Source organism: Clostridium sp. AF12-41 (assembly GCF_003461685.1).
Taxonomy (GTDB): domain Bacteria; phylum Bacillota; class Clostridia; order Lachnospirales; family Lachnospiraceae; genus Otoolea; species Otoolea fessa.
Genome location: NZ_QTXO01000005.1, coordinates 159,677 through 182,137 on the forward strand (window position 1 = coordinate 159,677; position 22,461 = coordinate 182,137).

At 38.1% G+C, this 22,461-nt stretch carries 21 protein-coding genes and 1 pseudogene; 5 read left to right on the forward strand and 17 right to left on the reverse strand.

Annotated features, from left to right (window positions below; translation table 11 throughout):
• Positions 1 to 63: 63 nt before the first annotated feature.
• The 13 genes from DWV73_RS09700 to DWV73_RS09760 all read right to left on the reverse strand — a co-directional run bounded on the left by DWV73_RS09700 (position 64) and on the right by DWV73_RS09760 (position 12,861).
• Positions 64 to 1,215 carry a polysaccharide pyruvyl transferase family protein gene (locus tag DWV73_RS09700; protein WP_117796549.1) on the reverse strand — a complete coding sequence of 384 codons (1,152 nt, stop codon included), beginning with the start codon at positions 1,213 to 1,215 and terminating at the stop codon, positions 64 to 66.
• On the reverse strand, positions 1,216 to 2,382 hold the full coding sequence (locus DWV73_RS09705; RefSeq protein WP_117796550.1) for a glycosyltransferase family 9 protein: 1,167 nt from the start codon (positions 2,380 to 2,382) through the stop codon (positions 1,216 to 1,218).
• Position 2,383: 1 nt separating this feature from the next.
• Entirely contained in the window at positions 2,384 to 3,568 is a 1,185-nt protein-coding gene (locus DWV73_RS09710) for a glycosyltransferase family 9 protein (RefSeq protein ID WP_117796551.1), read from the reverse strand.
• A 35-nt stretch (positions 3,569 to 3,603) separates the two neighbouring features.
• The gene (locus DWV73_RS09715; protein WP_181986242.1) at positions 3,604 to 4,821 is read right to left on the reverse strand and encodes a glycosyltransferase family 9 protein; all 1,218 of its coding nucleotides are present in this window, start codon (positions 4,819 to 4,821) and stop codon (positions 3,604 to 3,606) included.
• Complete coding sequence (locus DWV73_RS09720) at positions 4,763 to 5,494, reverse strand: ABC transporter ATP-binding protein (protein WP_117796588.1); 732 nt, start codon at positions 5,492 to 5,494, stop codon at positions 4,763 to 4,765. Before DWV73_RS09720 ends, DWV73_RS09715 begins: the two co-directional genes overlap by 59 nt.
• Before the next feature lie 56 nt (positions 5,495 to 5,550).
• Complete coding sequence (locus DWV73_RS09725) at positions 5,551 to 6,327, reverse strand: ABC transporter permease (protein ID WP_117796553.1); 777 nt, start codon at positions 6,325 to 6,327, stop codon at positions 5,551 to 5,553.
• 1 nt (position 6,328) lies between these two features.
• Positions 6,329 to 7,297: a glycosyltransferase gene (locus tag DWV73_RS09730; RefSeq protein ID WP_117796554.1), complete on the reverse strand. Its 969-nt coding sequence runs from the start codon at positions 7,295 to 7,297 to the stop codon at positions 6,329 to 6,331.
• Positions 7,298 to 7,316: 19 nt separating this feature from the next.
• A complete protein-coding gene (rfaD, locus tag DWV73_RS09735) occupies positions 7,317 to 8,285 on the reverse strand; it encodes an ADP-glyceromanno-heptose 6-epimerase (protein ID WP_117796555.1) in 969 nt (322 codons plus the stop codon).
• A 25-nt stretch (positions 8,286 to 8,310) separates the two neighbouring features.
• Positions 8,311 to 9,759, reverse strand: coding sequence for a bifunctional D-glycero-beta-D-manno-heptose-7-phosphate kinase/D-glycero-beta-D-manno-heptose 1-phosphate adenylyltransferase HldE (gene hldE, locus DWV73_RS09740; RefSeq protein ID WP_117796556.1), 1,449 nt, complete (start codon positions 9,757 to 9,759; stop codon positions 8,311 to 8,313).
• 17 nt (positions 9,760 to 9,776) lie between these two features.
• Positions 9,777 to 10,436 carry an SIS domain-containing protein gene (locus DWV73_RS09745; RefSeq protein ID WP_117796557.1) on the reverse strand — a complete coding sequence of 220 codons (660 nt, stop codon included), beginning with the start codon at positions 10,434 to 10,436 and terminating at the stop codon, positions 9,777 to 9,779.
• On the reverse strand, positions 10,433 to 11,770 hold the full coding sequence (locus DWV73_RS09750; RefSeq protein ID WP_117796558.1) for an exopolysaccharide biosynthesis polyprenyl glycosylphosphotransferase: 1,338 nt from the start codon (positions 11,768 to 11,770) through the stop codon (positions 10,433 to 10,435). Before DWV73_RS09750 ends, DWV73_RS09745 begins: the two co-directional genes overlap by 4 nt.
• A gap of 25 nt (positions 11,771 to 11,795) precedes the next feature.
• Entirely contained in the window at positions 11,796 to 12,410 is a 615-nt protein-coding gene (locus DWV73_RS09755; RefSeq protein WP_181986243.1) for a transcription termination/antitermination NusG family protein, read from the reverse strand.
• 262 nt (positions 12,411 to 12,672) lie between these two features.
• A complete protein-coding gene (locus tag DWV73_RS09760) occupies positions 12,673 to 12,861 on the reverse strand; it encodes a hypothetical protein (RefSeq protein ID WP_117796560.1) in 189 nt (62 codons plus the stop codon).
• 129 nt (positions 12,862 to 12,990) lie between these two features.
• Here DWV73_RS09760 and DWV73_RS09765 point away from each other — a divergent pair.
• A pseudogene (locus tag DWV73_RS09765) lies at positions 12,991 to 14,274 on the forward strand (SrtB-anchored collagen-binding adhesin); the annotation flags it as partial.
• Between the two features lie 37 nt (positions 14,275 to 14,311).
• Here DWV73_RS09765 and DWV73_RS09770 read toward each other — a convergent pair.
• The gene (locus DWV73_RS09770; RefSeq protein ID WP_003062492.1) at positions 14,312 to 14,815 is read right to left on the reverse strand and encodes an antirestriction protein ArdA; all 504 of its coding nucleotides are present in this window, start codon (positions 14,813 to 14,815) and stop codon (positions 14,312 to 14,314) included.
• 453 nt (positions 14,816 to 15,268) lie between these two features.
• Between DWV73_RS09770 and DWV73_RS09780 the strand changes: the two genes are divergently transcribed.
• The 4 genes from DWV73_RS09780 (at position 15,269) to DWV73_RS13090 (ending at position 19,955) form a co-directional block, all read left to right on the forward strand.
• On the forward strand, positions 15,269 to 15,472 hold the full coding sequence (locus DWV73_RS09780; protein ID WP_002322728.1) for an excisionase: 204 nt from the start codon (positions 15,269 to 15,271) through the stop codon (positions 15,470 to 15,472).
• A 77-nt stretch (positions 15,473 to 15,549) separates the two neighbouring features.
• Positions 15,550 to 16,740 carry a site-specific integrase gene (locus DWV73_RS09785; RefSeq protein WP_003062094.1) on the forward strand — a complete coding sequence of 397 codons (1,191 nt, stop codon included), beginning with the start codon at positions 15,550 to 15,552 and terminating at the stop codon, positions 16,738 to 16,740.
• Between the two features lie 270 nt (positions 16,741 to 17,010).
• Positions 17,011 to 19,677: a hypothetical protein gene (locus DWV73_RS09790; RefSeq protein ID WP_207661074.1), complete on the forward strand. Its 2,667-nt coding sequence runs from the start codon at positions 17,011 to 17,013 to the stop codon at positions 19,675 to 19,677.
• 155 nt (positions 19,678 to 19,832) lie between these two features.
• Positions 19,833 to 19,955: a hypothetical protein gene (locus DWV73_RS13090; protein WP_270523436.1), complete on the forward strand. Its 123-nt coding sequence runs from the start codon at positions 19,833 to 19,835 to the stop codon at positions 19,953 to 19,955.
• Positions 19,956 to 20,092: 137 nt separating this feature from the next.
• On the opposite strand, the gene DWV73_RS09795 is transcribed toward DWV73_RS13090, so the two are convergent.
• The 3 genes from DWV73_RS09795 to DWV73_RS13095 all read right to left on the reverse strand — a co-directional run bounded on the left by DWV73_RS09795 (position 20,093) and on the right by DWV73_RS13095 (position 22,319).
• Complete coding sequence (locus tag DWV73_RS09795) at positions 20,093 to 20,686, reverse strand: YHYH domain-containing protein (protein ID WP_117796562.1); 594 nt, start codon at positions 20,684 to 20,686, stop codon at positions 20,093 to 20,095.
• A 152-nt stretch (positions 20,687 to 20,838) separates the two neighbouring features.
• Complete coding sequence (locus DWV73_RS09800; RefSeq protein WP_333549849.1) at positions 20,839 to 21,927, reverse strand: ATP-binding protein; 1,089 nt, start codon at positions 21,925 to 21,927, stop codon at positions 20,839 to 20,841.
• 266 nt (positions 21,928 to 22,193) lie between these two features.
• Positions 22,194 to 22,319: a hypothetical protein gene (locus DWV73_RS13095; RefSeq protein WP_270523440.1), complete on the reverse strand. Its 126-nt coding sequence runs from the start codon at positions 22,317 to 22,319 to the stop codon at positions 22,194 to 22,196.
• Between the last annotated feature and the right edge of the window lie 142 nt (positions 22,320 to 22,461).

The following is a 22,461-nucleotide window of genomic DNA, read 5'->3' on the forward strand; positions in this document are numbered from 1 at the left end:
ATAATTATCGCTAATCATAATTTAAGCTTTTTCTTCATTATTATAAACTTATATATAAAGTATCTATTTTTTATTTTCATACAGTTCATCATGTAATTTATTTTTTATTCCAACTAATTCATCATGTGAAGTATTAATTTTATCATATAATTCATCATGTAAAACATTTATCCTCTCATACAATTCGTCGTGTAATTGATTCATTGCTAAATATAATTCATCATGTAATTGATTAATCTTAAAGAAAACTTCTTGATGAAACTCTTCCATTTCTAGTCTTCTTTCGAGTAACCAGTCTATTTCCTCTAATTTAGACTGCAAATTCCATGAATTGATATATTCCATTTGATATATTTCCTGCTTCTCTTTACACTTTGAAAGATTGCACTTATCTATATAATCTTTTACTCTCTTAAAATACAAATCATTTAATTTCACCGCTTCTTCTAAAGCGCCTTCATATATGTTTGCCTTCTTTGAACTTTCTTCTATCTTTTTTTGGGTAAGGATTTCACCTTGTCCAATAGAAATAAACTCTGGTTTACATTTAAAATAATCAAATTTAGTACTCCACTTTCCTATCACAATGGTTTTTTTATTTAATAAAATTGACCAGTATGCACAATGATATGTATTAGTAATAATAACCTCTGAACTTTTTATATATCGAACAATATTATCTAAAGTTTCAGAATTTTTGATTCTATCTTTTAGCCAGTCAATTCCCTGTATCGGAAGATCCTTATGTTCAATCACTCCATATTTCCTAATCTTTTTTCCATCTATATATCCATTTATCTTTCCCACTGCAATAGCTGATGGGCATGGAAGATACTCAATTTTAGAAGGGTGATTATAATCCCTTATACTAACCATCTTAAACCGCTCCATCCGAATATCAGGGAACGTTTCTCCTTGAAACCATCTTCCAGCATGTGTATTAAAACCTGCACTCCAAACAATTACATTATGACAGCATTCTAAGACTTTATTTATTGCATTGTTAAATGACTTTGTTACATTAAAGAGTCCACTTCCACCTAAAATCACAATATCATCTATATTAATCTCATAATATTTAATAGAATCTATATCATGTCTCATCAAATTAAATTGCTTAAAATATTCATAATAATAGTTAAGCGGGCAACATTCTCTGTCGCCCGCATTTTCCAAATCGATCCTATTTATAAAATGTATTTTTCCATACTTCAATTATTTTTCCTCTTTTCTTATAGAATCCATATAGGATTTTATGTTTTTCATCACAATTTCAGGTGTCACTTTATACATACATTCGGGTTCTGATAGTCCCTTATAACATTCAAATGCCCACTCTGGATGTGTTCCCATACAATTATTACATCCTTCATACACCATATTAATATTTTGTGGATATTCATAAAAATGCTTTGGTGTTGGTCCGAATACAACCGCACATTTTGTATCCAACTGTGTTGCTAAATGAACTAATCCCCCCTCACAATCCAAATGTAATATAGAACCTTTTAAGATCCATTTAGTCACTTCCAAACTTTCCCCCAATATATATTTATCAACTCCACGAATTTTGGCATTTCCAGAAGCTCCAACTTGAACAATTTCTATATCTGGATACTGATTTTTAAACAACACAACAAAATCATTATAATGTTCTAATGGCCATACCTTTGTTTGCATTTTACTCCGTCCCATGCTATCAGCACCACGGTTTAATGTAATATATTTCTTCTCGTTTAACCCAAGTTCTTGTAATCTTTTCTTGTACTCTTCACGCATAGGTATCCATGTCTTTTGATCCTCAATTTTGAATATTCCTTCATGGCTCAATTCTGTCCAGCGATTAATACCTTTAATTTCACAGCGTCTAAAATGTATATTTTCTCGAAACCATTGCTGTTCTACATCCGGATAATACGTGCGATAACCATGTCCCAATTTGTTTAATTTATCCATGAATATCGGGTTGATTTTTGCTATTTTATTTGCGTTCTGTTTTTCTATATGTATAAAATGTTCCACTTTCAAAGCCAAATCATATTTCCACATTTGAGAATAAAACGTATTAATTGGAAAAATTTCAACTTTTTCTCTACCTTCATATACTGCCTTTCCAAATGTAACATTTTCACAATATACATCTATTTTGCATGGAACTATTTGGGAAATTTCATCCAAAAGTTTAGAACTAATAATGTAATCTCCAAATCCTCCTGTTGGATAAAAAGATATGTAAAGAATATCTTCCTTTTTTCCATTTTGTGAAATAAGTTCATCTTCTATCGATTCCACCATATTACGCATCAAATGTGAATGTGTAAACAAAAATTTACTATCTATTAATCTATTTTTTATCTTTCGTATTTTTTCTTTTATCCTCATACTATTTTTTTAAACCTTCTTTTATTTTTTTTATAATTTCTTCTGTCCCATTCATAGCAATGCATTTAGGAACTCCATTTATTCCACATTCCGGATTAAACCGGTTTATATTTTCTATACCACAACCCAAACACGGTTGAGCAGATACTATATCTACAGGCATACATTCCCCTATTCTTTTTTCTTCCACTTTATACGGAAAAAATCTTCCTCTATTCCATCCTGCTGCCAATACTACACACGGTGTATTACACGCAGTTGCAATATGAGCTCCCCCCGTATCATTAGAGAGAACAATTGATGCATACCTTACTAATTCAATACATTCTTCTAAAGATGTCTCTCCCATCCGATTAATACAACGGTGATTCAATTTTTTATCTTCCGCCAACATTTTACATTCTAGTTCCTTTACAATTTGATCTCCTACATTTCTATATTTTACACTTCCAAGAATAAGACATTCGTCTATGCTTTCGTTTAGCATATTTTGGATTACAATCGAAAAATTTTTATAATTCCACATCTGTATCGGTGCATCTGCATCTGGAAATATGATTGCATATTTTCCTTTTGGTAATTTCACATTGCACGGAATTTTGGGAAGTTGTGGAAGTCTCGCTTTAAATTCTTTTTCTCCTAATCCTCTTATAAATTCTGCGTTTTTTATCAATTCCATTTGTTTCAGATCACATTCAATTACTTTGTCATAAATTAAATCTGAGCGGCTTAATTGCTTTTTACCCATTTCCGAAAAATCACTTTTTTGTGCTATTCTCTTATTTGTTCGAATTGCAAGTACAAACAAATCAGACAGTAATGAACGAGAAGGATTTGAATTAATAACAATATCTCCTTTTAAATGACAGGCTTTTTGTATTGTCCTAATTCGCTTTAAACCTTCTGTATCAAAACAAATCACCTTATCAAAATATCCTGTTGCTTCTGCGATCTTTTTAACATTTTTATACTTGTACGTCAAAAAAACAATTTTATGCTTTGGAAATATTTTTTTAAACTCTTTTGCAGAATCTAACCACAAGCAGAAATCTCCTATATGTGCAAAACGAATCACATATACATAATTGCTCTTTATATATTTTTTCCTTAATGCTCTTAAACGCAGTATTTGAAATAAAACTTCATTTAATCCTTTTGAGAAATTTCTTTTTAAAGATTCTTTCATTTGTCTGCCTACTTTCTGCCTTGATATAGGCCTATTTACAATCCGAGTTCTTTAAGTGCGATCTCAACAACATCCATGCAATGTTCTTTTGATATAAGTTCTATACATCGATATACTCCTTTGGTTCCAAACGGATAACGACAAGGAACATCTTTCATTGCATTGCATCCCTGGCAGGACATTCCTGCATCTACCACCCATAAAGGAAGACTTTCCCCTTTCTCTGCTTTATACGGAAAAAAACGACCCAACTCATTATCGCCCATCAATACAATCGATGGAATATGGCATGCTGCTGCCATATGCATAGCGCCTGTATCATTACCAATTGCCATTTGCCCTTTATTTAACAATGTAATAGTATCTGGCAGCGTCTTCCTACCTGCCAGATTTTCTGCCTGTCCTTTCAGTTCCATTTGTTCCATTACATCACTTAACTGTTCAAAATCTTCTTTTCCACCGCATAATTTGCAGCTCCATCCTGTTTTGCGAATAATTTTGTCTAACACATATGCATATTTCTCGGCTTCCCATATTTTTGTAGGTCCAGAAGCAGCTGGAAAGCAAACAAAATAGTTTTCTTTATTTTCATATAATTGCCGCATATCTGGATACCCAACCTTAAAATCTATCCATCCTAATCCACGTATTAACTCACCACACCGTATCAGTTCATGCTTTATTCCTCCGCTTGTCGGAATAATTTGATCATATCCCCTATTTGTCCAAGTCAACTGTCGTGCCGAAAGAAATTTTGCATTCGTATCCAAAGTGATTCTTTTTCCAGCTTTACATGCAAATAATAAAATATCTGTAAATGCTACTCTCGAATATGCCGGCTGTATTACTTCATCAAATTCCAACTTCATCATCCGTTTGAATTCAAAAAACCGTGTGTAATTATGGATATCAATATTAAAAACTTCATCGAAATATTGAGGCATTGACTCTGCAAAATGTTTTGTAGGTTTAATAGAGTCTAACATCAAAACAATCTTTTTTTCAGGATATAGCTGCCGAAATGCCTTAGCACAACTCAACCATATAATAAAATCTCCAAGCCCATCTGTTCTTGCCAGAAGTATCTTTCCTGTTGTCTTAGACGGTCTTCTATATTTTGCTGTTTTACTGTAGTACCACAATAGAATCATTTCCAATTGATGTGCCAACACTGGTTTAAATTTTTTTATTAATTTAGGAAGCTTCATTATATTTTCTTGCCCCATCAAAATCCTTATTTTTGTAGTATTCACATACAATATCGGTTTTCCCCATTGAAACCATATTTCCATGATCTAACCATAGCACCCGATTACAAAGTTTTTCTATCTGCTCAATACTATGAGACACGATTAAAACCGTTGTCCCACCGTCCATCAGTTCTTGAATTCTCTTCTCGCATTTTTCCTGAAAACTTCTATCCCCAACAGAAAGGATCTCATCCACAATTAAGATATCCGGTTTTACCAATGTCGCAATTGCAAATCCAAGTCGAGCGACCATACCGGATGAATAGTTTTTAATTGGAACATCCATAAAATCTCTTAATTCAGAAAATTCTATGATTTCCTCCTGTTTTGATTCAATAAATTTCTTTGAATATCCAAGAGTCAATCCATTTAATAATATGTTTTCCTTGGCTGTTAATTCAATATCAAAACCTGCTCCCAGTTCAATTAATGGTGAAATTGATCCATTTACAGTTACTGTTCCTTCCGTTGGACTTAATATACCAGAAATAATTTTTAACGTAGTACTTTTTCCACTTCCATTGTCCCCAATGAGGCCAAATACCTCTCCTTTTTTCACTTTAAAACTTACATTCTTTAATGCTATAAAGGAATCTATTTGTAATTTTCTTTTCATTTTTTTGATAAAAAATTCTTTTACGTTGTCCGTTCTTTCCCTCTCAAGATTAAACTGCATAGTAACATTTTTTATTTCAATTGCATTCGAATCCACGTATTGTTCCTCCAGCCATTTTATAAGTATAAAATCAAGTTCTTCTGTTTCTTTCTAAACACATATACACCCAAACATAATGCTCCAACTGCAAATAGTATACATATCAAGTGTCGGCGCCATGTAGGAAATACTCCATACAAAACAATCTCTCTAAAACACTGTAGCATCTGATACAATGGATTCCATCTCATAATACTCATTGCAAATCCCGACAACTGCGCTGTAGGATAAAAAATAGGTGTAAAATACATCCATGCAGTAATAAAAATCCCCCAAAGATAATATACATCTCTAAAATAAGTAGACATTATAGAAAGCAGTAATCCCAATCCAATCGAAAACACAAGAATGTATAACAGCGGAAGTGGAAACAATAAGATAGTCCAAGTAATTTTCACTCTCGTCAAAATCATAATGATAACAATCGCCAATAATGAGAATAAAAATGTTACAAAACTTGATAAAATCCTTGATACCGGAAATACCTGTTTCGGTAAATATACTTTTTTAATCAGAGAGGCACTATTAGTAATAGAAGTCATCGCCATGTTGGTTGCTTCCTGAAAAAAGTTAAATAGTGTTTGACCAGTAATCAGATATACGGGATAATTTTCAATATCAAATCGGAACACATATGAAAACACTGTTGAAACAACCATCATCATTAATAACGGATTTAACAAGCTCCATAAATATCCCAGAACGGATTTTCTATACTTTACTCTTAGATCTCTCTTTATCAATTCTTGCAGCAATTCTCTATAATTATATAATTCACTCAAAAATTCTTTCATGCTATTTTCCTTTATTTTGTTTTAACCATTCAATCTGCCATTTCCACAAGCGCTCTGGCAACCACAATGTCATAATTTCAAACATTGTGGTTTTTAGGTTAATATTTATACCTGTTCTCAACATATCAAACATTCTACTCCATTTTCCTTGTGCATACTCTTCTCGACTTTTTACCCATTTCAAAACATTCTCGATTTCAGCTTTGTATTCTTCAGGTAATTGTTTTTTTAAAAGCATTTCATATCTTGCTCTCAATGGAAGTATTCTGTTTTTAATATAACTTTTTTTATCATTTGCGTCCTTTAAAAAACCCGTCTGATTGTCTCCATGAATACGATATTGCATTAATGCCTTATCCACAAAACAAATTCTTCCCTGTATTGATGCATACAGAGCCAAATAGTGATCGTGGTACATATTTTTGCAAAATGGCAATGAATTCCTTGCACTATCTGAGCTTATCAACATCGTACATCCCCAGAAACAATTACGAATTAAAAGCTCTTTCCATATTGTATTATTCTCAATTTTTTCTTTTTCTGCATCTGTAATGCACATATATGATTTTGTCAGTATTTTTCCCACTGTGTCTATCGCGTCCGCATTGCAGCATACCATACATGCCTTATTACTTTTTAGATATTCCAGTTCTTTATACAACTTATCTTTGTTCCATATATCATCTTGATCACAGTATGCAAAATAATCCCCATCTGCTTCTAACGTCAAACGTTCAAATGTTTTTGTACTGCCTTTATTTTCAATATTTGATATTAGTTTCCACTGAATATTATCAACATATTTATTTATAAATTCTTCTAATTCTTTTTCACTTATATCCGGTGATGCATCATTACAAATTAGTAATTTAACCTTCGGATATGTTTGTTGGTTTAAAGAGCTAAGTTGCTCTTTAAACCATTCCTTATCCGGATTGTATACCGCCATCAAAATTGTAATCTGATCCATTATACGGCTCTTTAGCTCCTTAATATGTCTTATAATCCTGAGCCAGATAATTCACTACATAATCTCTGCATCCTTCTTCAAGACTATAAAATTTTTCTTGATATCCCGCATCCCTTAATTTCTGCATATCCGCCTGTGTATAATACTGATATTTTGCACGAAGGCTTTCGGGCATATCAACAAACTTAATATTCGGTTCTAAGCCAAGAGCTGTAAATGTTGCTTTTGCAAGATCATAAAAACTGCGGGCGGTTCCCGTTCCCAGATTGAATAATCCATTGACTGCTGGATTTTCAATCATAAATTTTACAACTTTGCAAATATCCTTAACATAGACAAAATCTCGCAACTGCTGTCCATCTTCATAATCCGGTCGATAAGATTTAAATAAACCCATCTCACCTGTTTCCTTGATTTTGTTAAATGTATGGAAAATTACACTTGCCATGCTTCCCTTAAAATATTCATTCGGTCCATATACATTAAAATATTTAAAGCCGACATACTGTTTAGGACGTAGTACTTGTTCTCTTTCCCAAAGATCAAACAATTGTTTTGAATAACCATATCCATTTAATGGACGAAGCGCACATATATCCTTTTTATCGTCAAACCCATTTTCACCTGCGCCATATGTGGCTGCACTGCTTGCATTTATCATAGAAATTTGATTTTTAACACAAAATTTCCATATCATTTTTGTAAATTCGAAGTTATTATGATACAAAAAATCAAAGTCTTTCTCTGTTGTTGCAGAGCACGCTCCCATATGAATTACATGTGTAACTTTTCCATCAAAAGTATCAAGCTGCTGTAAAAACTTATCTCGCGGAATATAGGTTGTGTACTTTTTATTTACCATATTTTTCCATTTATCACTCGTTGAAATATGATCCACAATAATGATATCTTCTATTCCCATATCATTTAATGTTCTTACAAGGCAACTTCCAATAAAACCTGCTCCACCAGTAACAATTACACTCATTCGAATTCTCCTTTTTATAAATTGATTAGTTATACAATTTTCTTATTTTTTCTATAATATTAGTAGTCGATAACCCTTCTTCAAGATTAATAAAAGAAACCTTACCTCCATGGCTTTCAACCACATCCTGACCGGCTACTTCCTTGCCTTCCCAATCTTTCCCCTTAACAAGAACATCTGGAAGTATTTTCTCTATTAATTTCTGAGGTGTATCATCATCAAATATAACGAGATAGTCAATCATCCCAAGTGCACTTAGAAGTTTTGCACGATTCATTTGTGTAACTATCGGTCGTTTATCTCCTTTTATGCGCTTAATCGATGCGTCACTATTTATTCCTACAATTAATACATCCCCCTTGGCTTTCGCTTGGACAAAAGATGATATATGACCTGCGTGAACCAGATCAAAGCATCCATTCGTAAAGACTATCTTTTTCCCTTTTTTCTTGAGTTGAGATACTATTTCTTCTATCTCATCACTTGAAACTAGCTTTGAACGTTCTCCATCTTTACTAGCAGCTTTTATTTCCTGTACTGTAGTTGTTGCTGACCCAAATTTTGATACCACGATAGATGCCGCCTCATTCGCTAATATACAAGCATCCTCTCGGCTCATACCCGCTGCAATCGCTAGCGAATATGTAGATATAACCGTGTCTCCAGCACCCGTAACGTCTATAACCTCTCTAGCAACTGTTGGAAAATCCTGTTTTCCTGCCACTTCATCAACCAAAGACATTCCTTTTTCAGAACGAGTAACTAGAAGATATTCTAAACTAATTTTCTTGCAAATCTTCACCGCTTCTTGAGCAATTTCTTCCTCGGTTAAGTTCTCTCCGCAACCTGCAACCTGACAAAATTCAGACATATTCGGTGTACAAGTTGTTGCTCCTGTATATTTTTTGTAATCACTACCCTTTGGATCTACGATAACCGGAATATCTTCTTCCCGTGCTTTCCGGATCAATGTTTGAGCTGTATCGCATGTTACATTGCCTTTTCCATAATCAGAAATGATAACAATATCAATTCCTTCAAATACTTTCTCAATATTTTGTTCCAAATAATCTACATATGCTCTGTCTACATCTTTTACAATTTCCTCATCATATCTAAGAAACTGTTGTCCTTTCGCAGACACTCTTGTCTTAACAATTGTCCGTCCATTCTCATTCTGCCAGGCAAAACGGGTATCAACTCCTTTTTCATTCATTCTATGAATCAGATAGTCACCATCTACATCTTTTCCAACACAGCTGATAATACGAGCGGTCGCTCCAAGCGCAACAATATTATTAATTACATTTCCTGCACCGCCTAAATGGACATCTTTTTTCTTTACATTTATAACCGGAACAGGTGCTTCTGGCGATATTCTTTTTACGCTTCCGATAATATACTTATCCAGCATAAAATCTCCCAAAACTAAAACTTTTAATTTTTTAAAAACGTCTAATTTTCTGTAATCCATATATGTCTCCGCTCTATTTATTTTTCATTAAAAAAATCCGCCTCAAGCATTGCACATAAGCAATGATAGATCGGCAGATGAAACTCTTGTATTTTAAAGGTTTCTATTTCCGGTACCTTGATCGTCACGTCACAGTACTCCTTCATTTTTCCACCGCTTGCTCCTGTCAAGCCAATAGTTTTGATCCCTTTTACCTTTGCTACCTGGAGTGCTTTAATAATATTTTTTGAATTTCCAGATGTACTGATTCCTAAAAAAACATCCCCCTTATTTCCATATCCATAAAGCATCTGCGCAAATGTAAGCGTAGGATCTACATCATTTATAAATGCTGTGGACAATGCCGGCATTGAAGTCAAGGGAATAGCGCGTAGTGTTCCTTCTAATTTAGATGCTAATTCGTCACCCTCTTCACCATATAATTCTTTAAATTTTTCTTCATCCTGAGCAGATATTCTGCGATTAAAAAGAAATGATTTCATTAACTCGCCAACAATATGCTCTGAATCTGCGGCACTCCCTCCATTTCCAGCAGTTAAAAGCGTGCCCCCTTCTTTATATGTTGTTTTTAGCAAATGATAGCTTTCTATTATATCCTTCTTACATACTTCCAATTGAGGATATCTCAGAAATAATTCATTAAAAATCTGCTCTGAAGTCATCGTTTTTCGTTTCATTCTTTTACTCCTTCCGTACTCTCCTTCATCAGCATAATCTTCGGCGTCATGATAATCAGCTTCAGATCCTCCAGCACTGAATAGTTCCGAATATACGTCAAATCCAGTTTCAGCTTGTCATAAGGGGTTGTGTTATATTTTCCATACACCTGCGCGTAGCCGGTCAGGCCTGCTTTGACCTGCAGGCGGAATGAAAATTCCGGTATCTCTTTTTCCAATTCGGCCGCCAGCTCCGGACGTTCCGGGCGCGGACCTACGATGGACATATCGCCTTTTAAGATATTGTAGATCTGCGGCAGTTCATCCAAGCGGGTTGCCCGAAGCACCCTGCCGATCGGCAGGATTCTCGGATCATCCTCGCTTGCCAGCCGTGCCTTTCCATCTGCTTCCGCGTTCTGCACCATGGTACGAAATTTATATATCTGGAATTTCTTTCCGTTTTTTGTAAGGCGCGTCTGCTGGTAAATCACCGGACCGCCGTCGGTCATCTTAATACAGATTCCTACAATCAAAAAAATCGGAATCGTAATTACGATTCCGATGAGTGATCCGACGATGTCGATGATCCGTTTCATAATTTCCTGCTCTATCTGCAGTCCCTGATTATTCCGCGACAGAAGCAGCGGCGAATCAAACAGATTCAGTTCCACCGAGCTGCGAAGCAGAATGTCTGATATTTTCGGGACGCTGTATGTCCGGATATTCTGGCCGAAACAATATTTGATGATATAGTTTCGCTCATGCGCCGGTATATCTCCGACAATCACACTGTCGTATTTGGCGATCTCCGCTTTGATGCGTTCCGGTCCTTCGTGGTAGCTGACAATCTGGCTGATTATGTATTTATCTTCCCGCGCATTCATTTTTTCAATCAAATGATAATCCGAGTGATCGCCGGAGATCAGCAGCAGCTCTCTCGGCGGGAACATGCCCCGGTACAGCCAGAGAAATGTCATCGTCCACGCGAGGATGATGACAACCGCCCCTATCAGATTGACCACCAGTGGCGCCGGTGCCGTGAATTTCTTATCCTGCACGCTGATCTGGAAATACGTAATGATATTGGTAAATACCACCGCCAGTATCTGCGAGTAGATCAGATTACCCCGTTTCAGGAGCGCTATCTTAAATCCACCGTACAGCTGCATAAAGAAAATAAGCAGGAGTCCATAGATGAATATCATCATCCAGTTACCCCTGCGGAAGAACGGCGCCCAGATAATCTTGTTGTACCAGTTGATCCAGATGACGCCATAGAGTCCTGTCAGAAGCGCAACCAATATCAGGGCAAATCCCAGCTTGATCAGGCGCTTGTATTGCTCAAATTGATTCATGCTTTTGTGTTTTGGTTCCTTTCTTTTACTTATCTTCCGGCAGACAGATTCCCAGTTCTATCCTGCGCTTTTCTCCCAGAAGCTCAACCTCGACCGTCACGATCCGCTTACGGATGCGCTTGCGTACAATCTTGTCCAGGAAGAAGGATAATGGTCCCTGGGCGGTTAGGATGTTGCCGTCTTCGTCAAGGGTGACAAAGGAGCGGCGGACAAGACATTCATCCAACTCCATCATCTGGCAGAGCAGTTTCTTCTCTTCCTCCCGGATCGCCCAGAATTCACAGTCTGTCCGCAGGAGTTTGGAAAGCTTCGGGACCCGCTTTAACGCCAGAAAGAATTCCTCCGGCGTGTCGGTGTCCGCGATAACATAGGATGGAAAGAGCGGTTTCTGGTATTCCAAAAGTTCCCCGGCATTGCGCCAGACGCATTCCTGCTCAATCACAAAACAGGCGCGGTACCCATTTCCTTTCAAAACGCGTTCGATGCATTCTGTCAGCTCCTGTTCCTTGCCTGTCTGTGTCTGGATCACATACCACATCCCTGTACTCTCCTTTGCATTTCTCTGCATTTTGGCGCACAATGGGTATGCTTCGCCATCCCGGAGCCGCCCGCAGGCTGCCCGGATACGATCGTTATCCATCCTATGTTCCATCTTTCGTCTGACCATGACATTGATCACAGGCAGCCTACTCCACGTGCTTTTGCTTCTTATTCTGCGTCTCTTAACGCGCTTTCATACATCCGCATCCGGCACGCCCTGATTTTAGAGGATTTGTGCCTATGCGAAGTCTAGTTTATTATACTACGGTTTGTGGGGGGATTCAATAGAAGTTTGTGGGAAGGAATGTTTAGGAAATTCTTAAATTAATTTAATAAGATAAAAGCGGAGTTTTTACCCCGCTTTATCTACAGTCTTTGCACCAGGACTGGTTTCTAATTTGACCATTTCCCATTTTACGGAAACCAAATTCGCTGATTGGTTTTGGCTTATTACAATTCGGACAAATACGAACAGGCTCACTTCCATTGTATCCACTTGATTGAATTATTGGTCTATCAACATTAATATTATTTTTCTTATTAGCCGCCATTACAATACTCCTTTTTAACACATAAACTTCTTTTTATATCTTTATTTATATCATTTGCTCTGCATCCGATAAATAAACAGCAATTGCTTTTTCTACCGCTTTATTTAAAGAATCGCCATCTTCTAACGCTTTAAGAATGGCTACAAGACCAGAGCTGACGCAAGCACCCGTATGAGTGCCGACCAGATAAGCGACGTTGCCTTATCTATCGAATATGTAAAACAGTACACAGACAGCCACAACGGAATAAGCAAAAACCACGCCTACCTTTTAAGACAGCTTGTTGTCTGGCAGAGATTAAGCGTACATCTTGGCTGGCAATGCGATAACGTGCGAGCTTCTTATGATGAAATTCCAAAGGCAACGCAGGACGAAGTTTTCGCTGGTGCAAAAGCCTTTGTCAAAGAGAATAAAGGACGCTATGAATGTGGCGGTTATATCTACTCTGGCGAGGGGCAGGAATTGGGACAATTCTGGGCGAAACTCAATGTTGGAAATGCGAAACTTCAAAAGACTTCCAGTAATACCAGCATTACAGACGGTAACGGGAATTACTCTATCGCTGGTGCGACATACGGTGTCTTTGCTGATAAGGACTGCACGAAACAGCTTGCCACCCTTACGACTGATGAAAACGGAAATACAGATGTCGTAGAGGTAACGGCTGACACAGTCTATATCAAGGAATTATCCGCACCAGCAGGATATAAGGTTGATACAAATATATATTCCTTAAAGGTTGAAGCTGGAAAGACAGCGACCTTGAACGTATCAGATACACCAAAGGTAACAGACACTTTGATTGAACTCTTCAAGATTGATATGGAAACACAGAAAGACAATCCGCAGGGGAACGCTTCTTTAGCAGGTGCGGAATTTACATGGAAGTATTATACTGGCTTCTACAATAAAGACAATCTCCCTGCCGAAGCTACAAGAACATGGGTTACAAAGACAATCGCCGAAACAGACAGCGACGGTACAATCCACTATGTTACAAAATTAGCGGACGCATACAAGGTATCTGGCGACAGTTTCTATATGCAGGACGGCAAAGCCGTTCTTCCACTTGGAACACTAACCGTAGAAGAAACAAAAGCTCCAAACGGTTACTTGCTGGACGGTGCATATATGCAGGCTGGCGATAAGTCCGAACAGATTAAGGGCTTATATGTAACACAGATTACCGAGGACGGCGACCTTGCCGTATTGACTGGAAGTAACCAGTTTTCTGTATCAGACAAGGTTATCCGTGGCGGTGTGAAAATTCAGAAACGAGATTTAGAAACGGGCGATACAAAACCACAAGGAAGTGCCACTTTGAAAGATACTGCCTTTGACATCATTTCCTTAAATGATAATGCGGTACTGGTTGAGGGCAAGCTATACAAGAAAAATGAAGTGGTAAAGACAACCGCCATATCATCAATCATAAGCACCACCTCATTTCCTACTCTGGCAGTTCAAAGATACCGTGTTCTGTTACTAAAAATTTCCCGTGTTCCTGCAAGTGAGAAGCGTAGGCTTCAAAGTCAAAGTAGTATTCTTGACAGTCCTCGGATAAATGCTTGAACATCGGGTCGTTCATCAGCTTTTGCCTTGCAACATCTATCATGCTTTTACAGTCGGGATAAACAATAATCACGTTCCTGCAAATATAAAGTGCTTCTAAATTTTCAAACACCGTAAGTAGTGATACATATTCTTCCTGCATATCACTTGAAAGCTGGCGGTACATAAAATCTAATTCGTTGAGCTGGTACACGCTGGTGTGTTCGTGGACTTCATCAGCATAAGGCAACACCTTTTCGATAATACGATAATCCCCACTTTCTGCACCGATACCTAACTTTTCTTCAAACTCGGCAACATCTATCGGCAGGTCGAACCAGTATGATATTGTTTCTTCGCCAGTTGTTCCTCTCGTTTCCACCAGCACCCTTGTTTCCTGCATTGTTCCTCACGTCCTTTCTGTTGCTTCATCACATCTTTTAAGCTCTGGTACGACATATGGACTTAGAACCAGAAGAATAAGCAGTTTTTAGCGGAGCATGATTTAATATCCCCCTCTTTCCTGCTCTGCCACCTGCTTTTATATGAAAGCAACACGCTTTCACCACAGCTCTTTGACAACTGAATAAAGCAGACAGATACGTTTGTGAGATGGCGAGCCACGGGGACTGTACGCCACGACCTTTTCAAAAGAAAGCGAGCGACCCACGCAGTGATCCGAGAGCGACTGTTGGAAAAGTTGTTTTGCCACGACCTATCCTCACAGAATAATGATACGTCCGCATGGTGCGGTTCTGCCCACAAGAATGGGAATAGTTGAGATACTAATGGAGCTTTCCAAAGCCGTCTGCCTGCTTGTAAAAAACGACACACAGTAAAGGGGGGTGCATAGATTATGAACAATACTGATGTGCCTATTTGGGAAAAATATACGCTGACGGTTGAAGAAGCGTCCAAATACTTCCGCATTGGCGAAAAGAAATTGCGTAAATTAGCCGAAGAAAATCTTGACGCTGGCTGGGTTATCGTGAACGGCAACCGTATTCAGATTAAGCGAAAACAATTTGAAAAAATCATAGATACATTGGACGAAATCTAATGTCATTGAGCCGTAGATATGGTATAATAAATATAGCGTATCACGGCTCGTTCCATGACGGAAAGGAGCTTTACACTATGTCTAATGTAAAACGAAAAGACAGTAAAAATCGCAATTTGCGTAATGGAGAGAGCCAGCGAAAAGACGGAAGATACGTTTATAAATATACCGATATATACGGAAAGCCACAATTTATCTATTCTTGGAAACTTGTACCGACAGACAAGACACCTGCTGGAAAGCGTGATGATATATCGTTGAGGGAAAAAGAAACACAGATTAAAAAAGACCTTAACGACGGTATCGATACAGCAGGCGGTAAAATGACAGTCTGCCAGCTCTACGACAAGAAGAACAGCCAAAGAAAGAACATCAAGAGGGCTACTGAAAAAGGACGACAGTATCTTATGAACGCTCTGAAAAATGACCCATTGGGTATGAGGGCGATTGATACTGTTAAGCAGTCGGACGCTAAAGAATGGGCTATCAGAATGAGCGAAAAAGGATACGCCTATAAAACGATTGATAACTACAAGCGTTCCTTGAAAGCGTCATTTTACATGGCGATACAAGACGACTGTATCAGAAAGAACCCGTTTGAATTTAAGCTAAGTGATGTTCTGGAAGATGATACGGAGCAGAAAGTTATCCTTACACCAGAGCAGGAAGAACGCCTGCTTGCCTTTATGGAAAAGGATAAGATTTACAGCAAGTATTATGATGAGGTTGTGCTTCTGCTGGAAACGGGACTTCGTATTTCTGAATTTTGCGGACTAACGACGCATATTGATATGCAGAACAGAATACTCAATATAGACCACCAGTTATTGAAAGACAGCGAAATCGGCTACTATATTGAAACGCCAAAGACCAAAAACGGAAAACGAGAACTTCCATTGACAGAACGGGCTTATCAAGCAATCCAAAGAATACTAAAGAACAGAGGAAAGGCACAACCGTTGATTGTAGGTGGTTATAGCAATTTCCTATTCTTGAACCGTGAGGGCTTACCTAAAGTTGCAGGAAACTATGAGGGCATGGTGCGAGGACTAATTAAGAAGTATAACAAGTATCACACGGACAAGTTACCGAACATCACACCACATTCATTCCGACATACTTACTGTACGAATATGGCAAACAGAGGAATGAACCCAAACACCCTGCAATATCTTATGGGACACGCTAACATAACCATGACACTTGGCTATTATGCACACGGTACATTTCAATCTGCAAAAGCAGAACTGGAAAGACTGGCTTGTTAATATCGGAGCTTATATTTACTACTCATTTACTACTTTTGGTTGCATTTTCATGCTGGTAAATGCCAGCTTATGCAAGGTATCTTCCAAAAAGAAAATACCGATAAAGCCCTAAAATACGGGATATATCGGCATTTACCAACTTATGAAAAGATAATCAGAAATTTAGTAAGTTTTTCATACTAAAAAATAGCCAACGACAAGGATCTGCGTTATACCTTTGAAAAAGGGCAGGTAGAAAAGCTGCAGGATGTATTGGTAAATTCTGCATGGATGATTCAGGAACCCTTAAAATCTCTTTTTCAAATGGTAATAGATGAAAAAACAGGCGATGAAAATCATCCTCCTCTTCCCCGTATGTATACGGACCTGGCAAAATGTGCTGTATCGGATATTTATCATTATGGAATGGTTCCAGCTGCAATGCCTGAAATCGCGCTTCATCTGATGGCAAAATTGTGGGTTCACTCCAATATGACTCTTCGTACCCATTACGCCCATCCTGATGTTGAAGAAGATTTCGGTTTAAATCCTCATCTGGACTTTTGGTATCAAACCGCAAGCGCTTATGCAACACCAATTATCCCATTGCTGCAAGCCGAACAAAATCTTGTAACTGATTGGTTAATTGATTTTTGCAATCAAGCTGGTAATTCCTACGCACATTCATCTTTAAATGAGGATTATGGGGAATGTACAAACATTACTATTTATGTAAACAATATACCTGTAGAACAAATTGCATCTGACCGACTCTGGAAGATGTACCGCGGAACTTCGGTTGGTCCAAATCTTCTGATTAGTCTCTTGATGGGGTTTGAAAAATGGCTTCTTACGGTTATCGAGCATTCAGAAACTCATATTGTTGTTAATTATTGCCGCTATATCCTGCAAAAGTCCCGCAATGTTATGTTAACTTCCGTGATCGTCAGCGCCGCAGAAGCTTATCCAGATAAACTATTTGAGATTGTCTGCGAGCTTCTTCGCACAAAAGAGCTGTTTCATCTGGATTCACATCGATTCACCGCCGAATCCTCCGCTTCCTTTTTGTTGTCCGGAAAAGATCTTCTTGAAAAAGAACGGCTGGAGAGTAACCGGCTTTCTTTCAGGAAAAAGCGGCTGGAAGAGGTTATTTTATCGTATCAAACCAACGCCATCGGTCTATCAAAAGAAGCCTTCGACTTGCGGAAGCAAACGCTGTATCAGGCGATTGACCGGGCGGCTGCCGATATCGATACCTGGTCATCCAATGACAAATTTGCCTATTACCGGATGGATTTACGGCGTTATCAGGAAATTGTTGATGTTCAGGAAAATGAGCACGGGCAGACACTCTGTACGGTTCTCCCTGATTTTACAGAAGACATGAAAGCATTAAGCCAGAAGAACGCTGCCGCCTATGAACCTCATCTGAAATATATGGATTTACAGTTATGGAGCGATTATAAATTCCACCATGATGTTAAATTCCGGGAATATAAAAAGTATGAGAATGTCTGCACCATTTGCTCAGAGCTGAACGAAATCTGGGCATATATGGACCCTGAAGTTCGCAATGAGGAACTCACTTCCGACGATATATCTGTGATCGTGCACCGCTTTACCGCGATCGCATCTTACACCAGTGCTGTTTTACTTCGGGATTTTAAGGAAACATTGTCACATGAAGATCGGACATTATGCGAATGTATCATCTTCTCTATTGCTGATTTATTTGCACACGCTTCCCACTTTGAAATCGTTCAGGCTGGAAATGGAATCGATGCAATTGCCGTTGGACTGGTTCTTTTAAGCAATGAAGATAATATAAAAGCCATAAATGACGAAAATCCTCTGTGCCTGCTTCTTAAATTGGCACTGAATGACTGGAGTTATAACAGCCGTATCGTGAACGGAATCGCGTCAACCATCTGGGTGCACAGCCAGAATGCTGCATGGCATTTCCTGTATCTGTTTTCACTCCTCGCCGATTCTTATGAAGACGCGCTTTTGAAAAATGAGTCATTTTCCAGCGATGACTTTTTCAAGCGGAATGAGGATGTGATTGCCCGTGCGCTTGCGAAAGACTCAGTTGATATAACCGACTTTGATTTTTCCAAGCTCCAGAATATAACAATTTTCACGCTTCTTTCCTTGATCTCTCCCCAAGCAGCAGAGGCATTTAAATTCGCGGATGCAACGAAAGATCTTGTCATGGAACTTGTTTTTACAGATAACAGGGATTTGCGCACCGAACGCAGGGAACTTTCTGGATATACATTAAACTATGTTTCCTGGCTGGCAGATGTTCTGCTCCATTGTGAGCAGGCAGAACAGGCAGGTCTGATCGATGCATTTTTCAAATCTGCAGATTTGATTCGGAATGATAACTCAAAATATCTGATTACCGAACTTATTCGAATTCAAGATATCTGTGGAAAAACGGATGCTTTCTGGAATATATGGGAATTACTGAAACCTTACCTTCTTGCATTAAGCAGCAAACCACAGGTTTCTTTTGATGACCGCCATCCGTATGGACTGGACAAAGTGATTATCAGCTATTTATTTGGCAATTCTCCCTGGAGATCCGGCGTTCACCGATGCGCCTTCCTTCCAGAAGGAAAAGCGGCTTTCTTTGACGATTTTATCGACAAATCAGGAAGTCTCAAATCCCTGTTCTATGCGATTTCCCGGCTGCTCTATACCGTTGGGCGGGAACCTTACATTGAAAACGGAATCGACTGGATGTATAAACTGGTCACGCGTGATCCTGACTGCCGGTTACCGCTTTATCAGCAAACCTTGTATTATATGGAAGAGTACGTCGGTCTTTTTGTATCACGTCATCGCATGGATTTCAGGAACGATGTGGAACTGGCTTTGAAGACTCAGACGGTGCTGGAGTATATGGTAAATCGAGGATCGCAGATTGCTTTTTTCTTGCGGGAGTTGATTTAAAATAAAGGGTACAAAGGCAAAATTCTACATTTACTTAGAAATACATATCGGACTGATAGCGAACTCAGTTGATATTGCAGAACATAAGTTCTATAATTGGCTTGTTAGCATTTACAAATTACAGATTTATAAATATTACCTCGGAGGCCAATGCCATGAAAAAAATAGGTTTAACCATATATGCTTTAAATGTTTTTCATACCGGAAAGCATCACTTTGAAAAGAAACAAGGACATTTAACTTTTATAGATATGCTTTCAGATTTCTCTAAACTCTAAAACAGGACAGTTTTCCCGCCCCCGTTTTGGTCTTCCATGAAACAAAGGATGCGGAAGTTGGTTTTAGAAAAGCGAAAATAGAAAGCCATGCGGCTTTATTACACAACCGCATGGCTTTTCTCTTCCATCACCTATTTTTATTTGCAAACCCGGTTCTCCAACTGCCCACTCTGCACATAATGTGTATAGTAAGCCTTCAAATCGTCTCCAAACACTGCCGCCAAATCCGGGTTATTTGCCTTATATACACTGACATCGAAATTCTCCGATGCCCTGCGTCCTTCTACCATACCACACGTATAAAAATGCTCAAATAACTTTTGCGAATCCAAGCCAATGACCGACTGCAAATCTGGATTATTCATATAATAATAATTTGCATCAAACACCGGCTGATACGTGTTCATCTGTTCCGCTACCTGATTCTGATTACCTGCGGACTGTGCCTGTGTCTGAGTCTGCGTCTGGCTGGACGTATTTCCATTCGAAACAGCCCCATTCTTATACGGGCAGACTCCATTTGGATGAAGATGTGCCTCATGGCCGCCACAATGATAATGATAACTTCCCAGACCGCTCTTATTCTTGTAGTCATGATGACCGCCTTGTGCATCGGTTCGTCCCTGATGCGCCTCAGCTGTAATCATCGTCATATTTGAGACTGTTGTGAAAGATGCCGTCAGCATCATACAGGATAAAAGTGCGGTTCCAAACTTTTTAAAACGTTTCATAATAACTCCCCCTTGTAACTGTAAAATGAAATGCTCTCCAATTTAATTGTAACATTTCCATACAGAAAACACAAGAAAATTGCCATAATACCGCACTAATTCTGCCTTATAAAACCATGCGGTTGCCATTACACAGCTGACACATACTCTTCTTACTCACCTTCTTTCAAGGAAAACTCCTTAAGAAATGGAATTCCTCCATATACCCCCGCCAGATAATCCTTTTCAAATGATGCATCGGAACGCACCTTAAAGTCCGAAAGCGCACATAATTCCGAATGTCCCAGCTCGTCTTTCTGTACAAACCAAATCTGGTCCCTTCGGAAGAATTTTTTATCCATTAATGTCGTATCATGTGTAGTATAAATCAGCTGAGCCATTGAATTGTTATCATAAAATAAATCAATAAAAAATTTTAACAACAATGGATGTAATTTTACATTTAGCTCATCCATCACCAGTACATAATCATTGATAATTGCCATATGTGCATGGATAAAAAGCATGATACTCTTGATTGTACCTTCTGACTCATCGTATAAATTCAAAGGATATAATTCCCCATCCGCCCCTTTATGAAATGTAAAAAACAGCGTTTCTTTTTCTTTATAAGTAATATCCTTTATTCCAATGTCTATTGCGGTAAGAAACTCTAATAACTTTTCCTTTTTTCCATCAATCACCTTAGGTAAAAGAGCATCTAAAAACCTTGTATCTTCATAGTCATCCGACATAAAAACCAGTACATCTGTAATTCCTGAATAAACCGTTTTAAAAATATCTGTTTTTAACTTGAGCTTATTAAAGAAAGATAACAATAATGTCTCTGGTGGAATTTGATCTTTATAAGCTTCACATTTTTTTCTAACGGACACCCCTAAATTTACTTTTTGCATCGTCCTCTCAAAAATCGTCACTTTACGGTTTGTCTTTAAACTCTTTCTGTACAGCCATTCCATCACGATCTTCTCAGAATTGTACTCAAACCCATACTGATACTCCTCGTCCCGCAGAATCTGTACAATCTCAAATTCTGAATTACCTTTGTTCTCTTCAAAAGAAAATGGTTTACTGCATTTTTTGAGTACGGACTCAGCTCCGTCATCAACATTGTTCAAAGATTGGGAAACAATCCGCCGAAAAAGCTGTAGTGCCCACACGAAATTGGACTTTCCGCTGGCATTGGCGCCATAAATAGCTGCTACCCGCAGGAATTTTTCCTTGGTATCTATATCAATCAGGTTCGACGGTGCTCTTTATAAGCGCTGATTGCTGTCATATCAAAAATCGTTTCTTCTTTAAAGGAAAGAACGTTTTTCATTTTAAATTGCACCAACATGTTTTGTATCTCCTTTTTATATAATATACAAATTTCTGATTTTTATATCAACATTTTTGTGATTTTTCCGTTATTTTATTGATTTTATGTTTCATAATTACTCTATCCGTCTCTCTCAATTACAAAAAAAATCAAGATTCTATGCCGGAATAGAATCTTGATCATCAATTAGCCGCGATACTTTTCGCGAGGGATTCGCAGGCAGAACACCTTGAGGCCATATTGTAAAGCCCAGATGCGCACGCCCTTACGAGTAATATATGGAGTATATACTAAGACATATTCCTTATCCATAAGGCGGTCACCTCCTTTTTTGAAGGTTCCTCTTGAAATCCCCGACAAAGTATGATACATTTAAAAATGTAAATACGTATCCCGGCATACTCGTCGGCAGAATTTGTGCTGCAACACAGATTCAAGAGGCAGAACACCTATG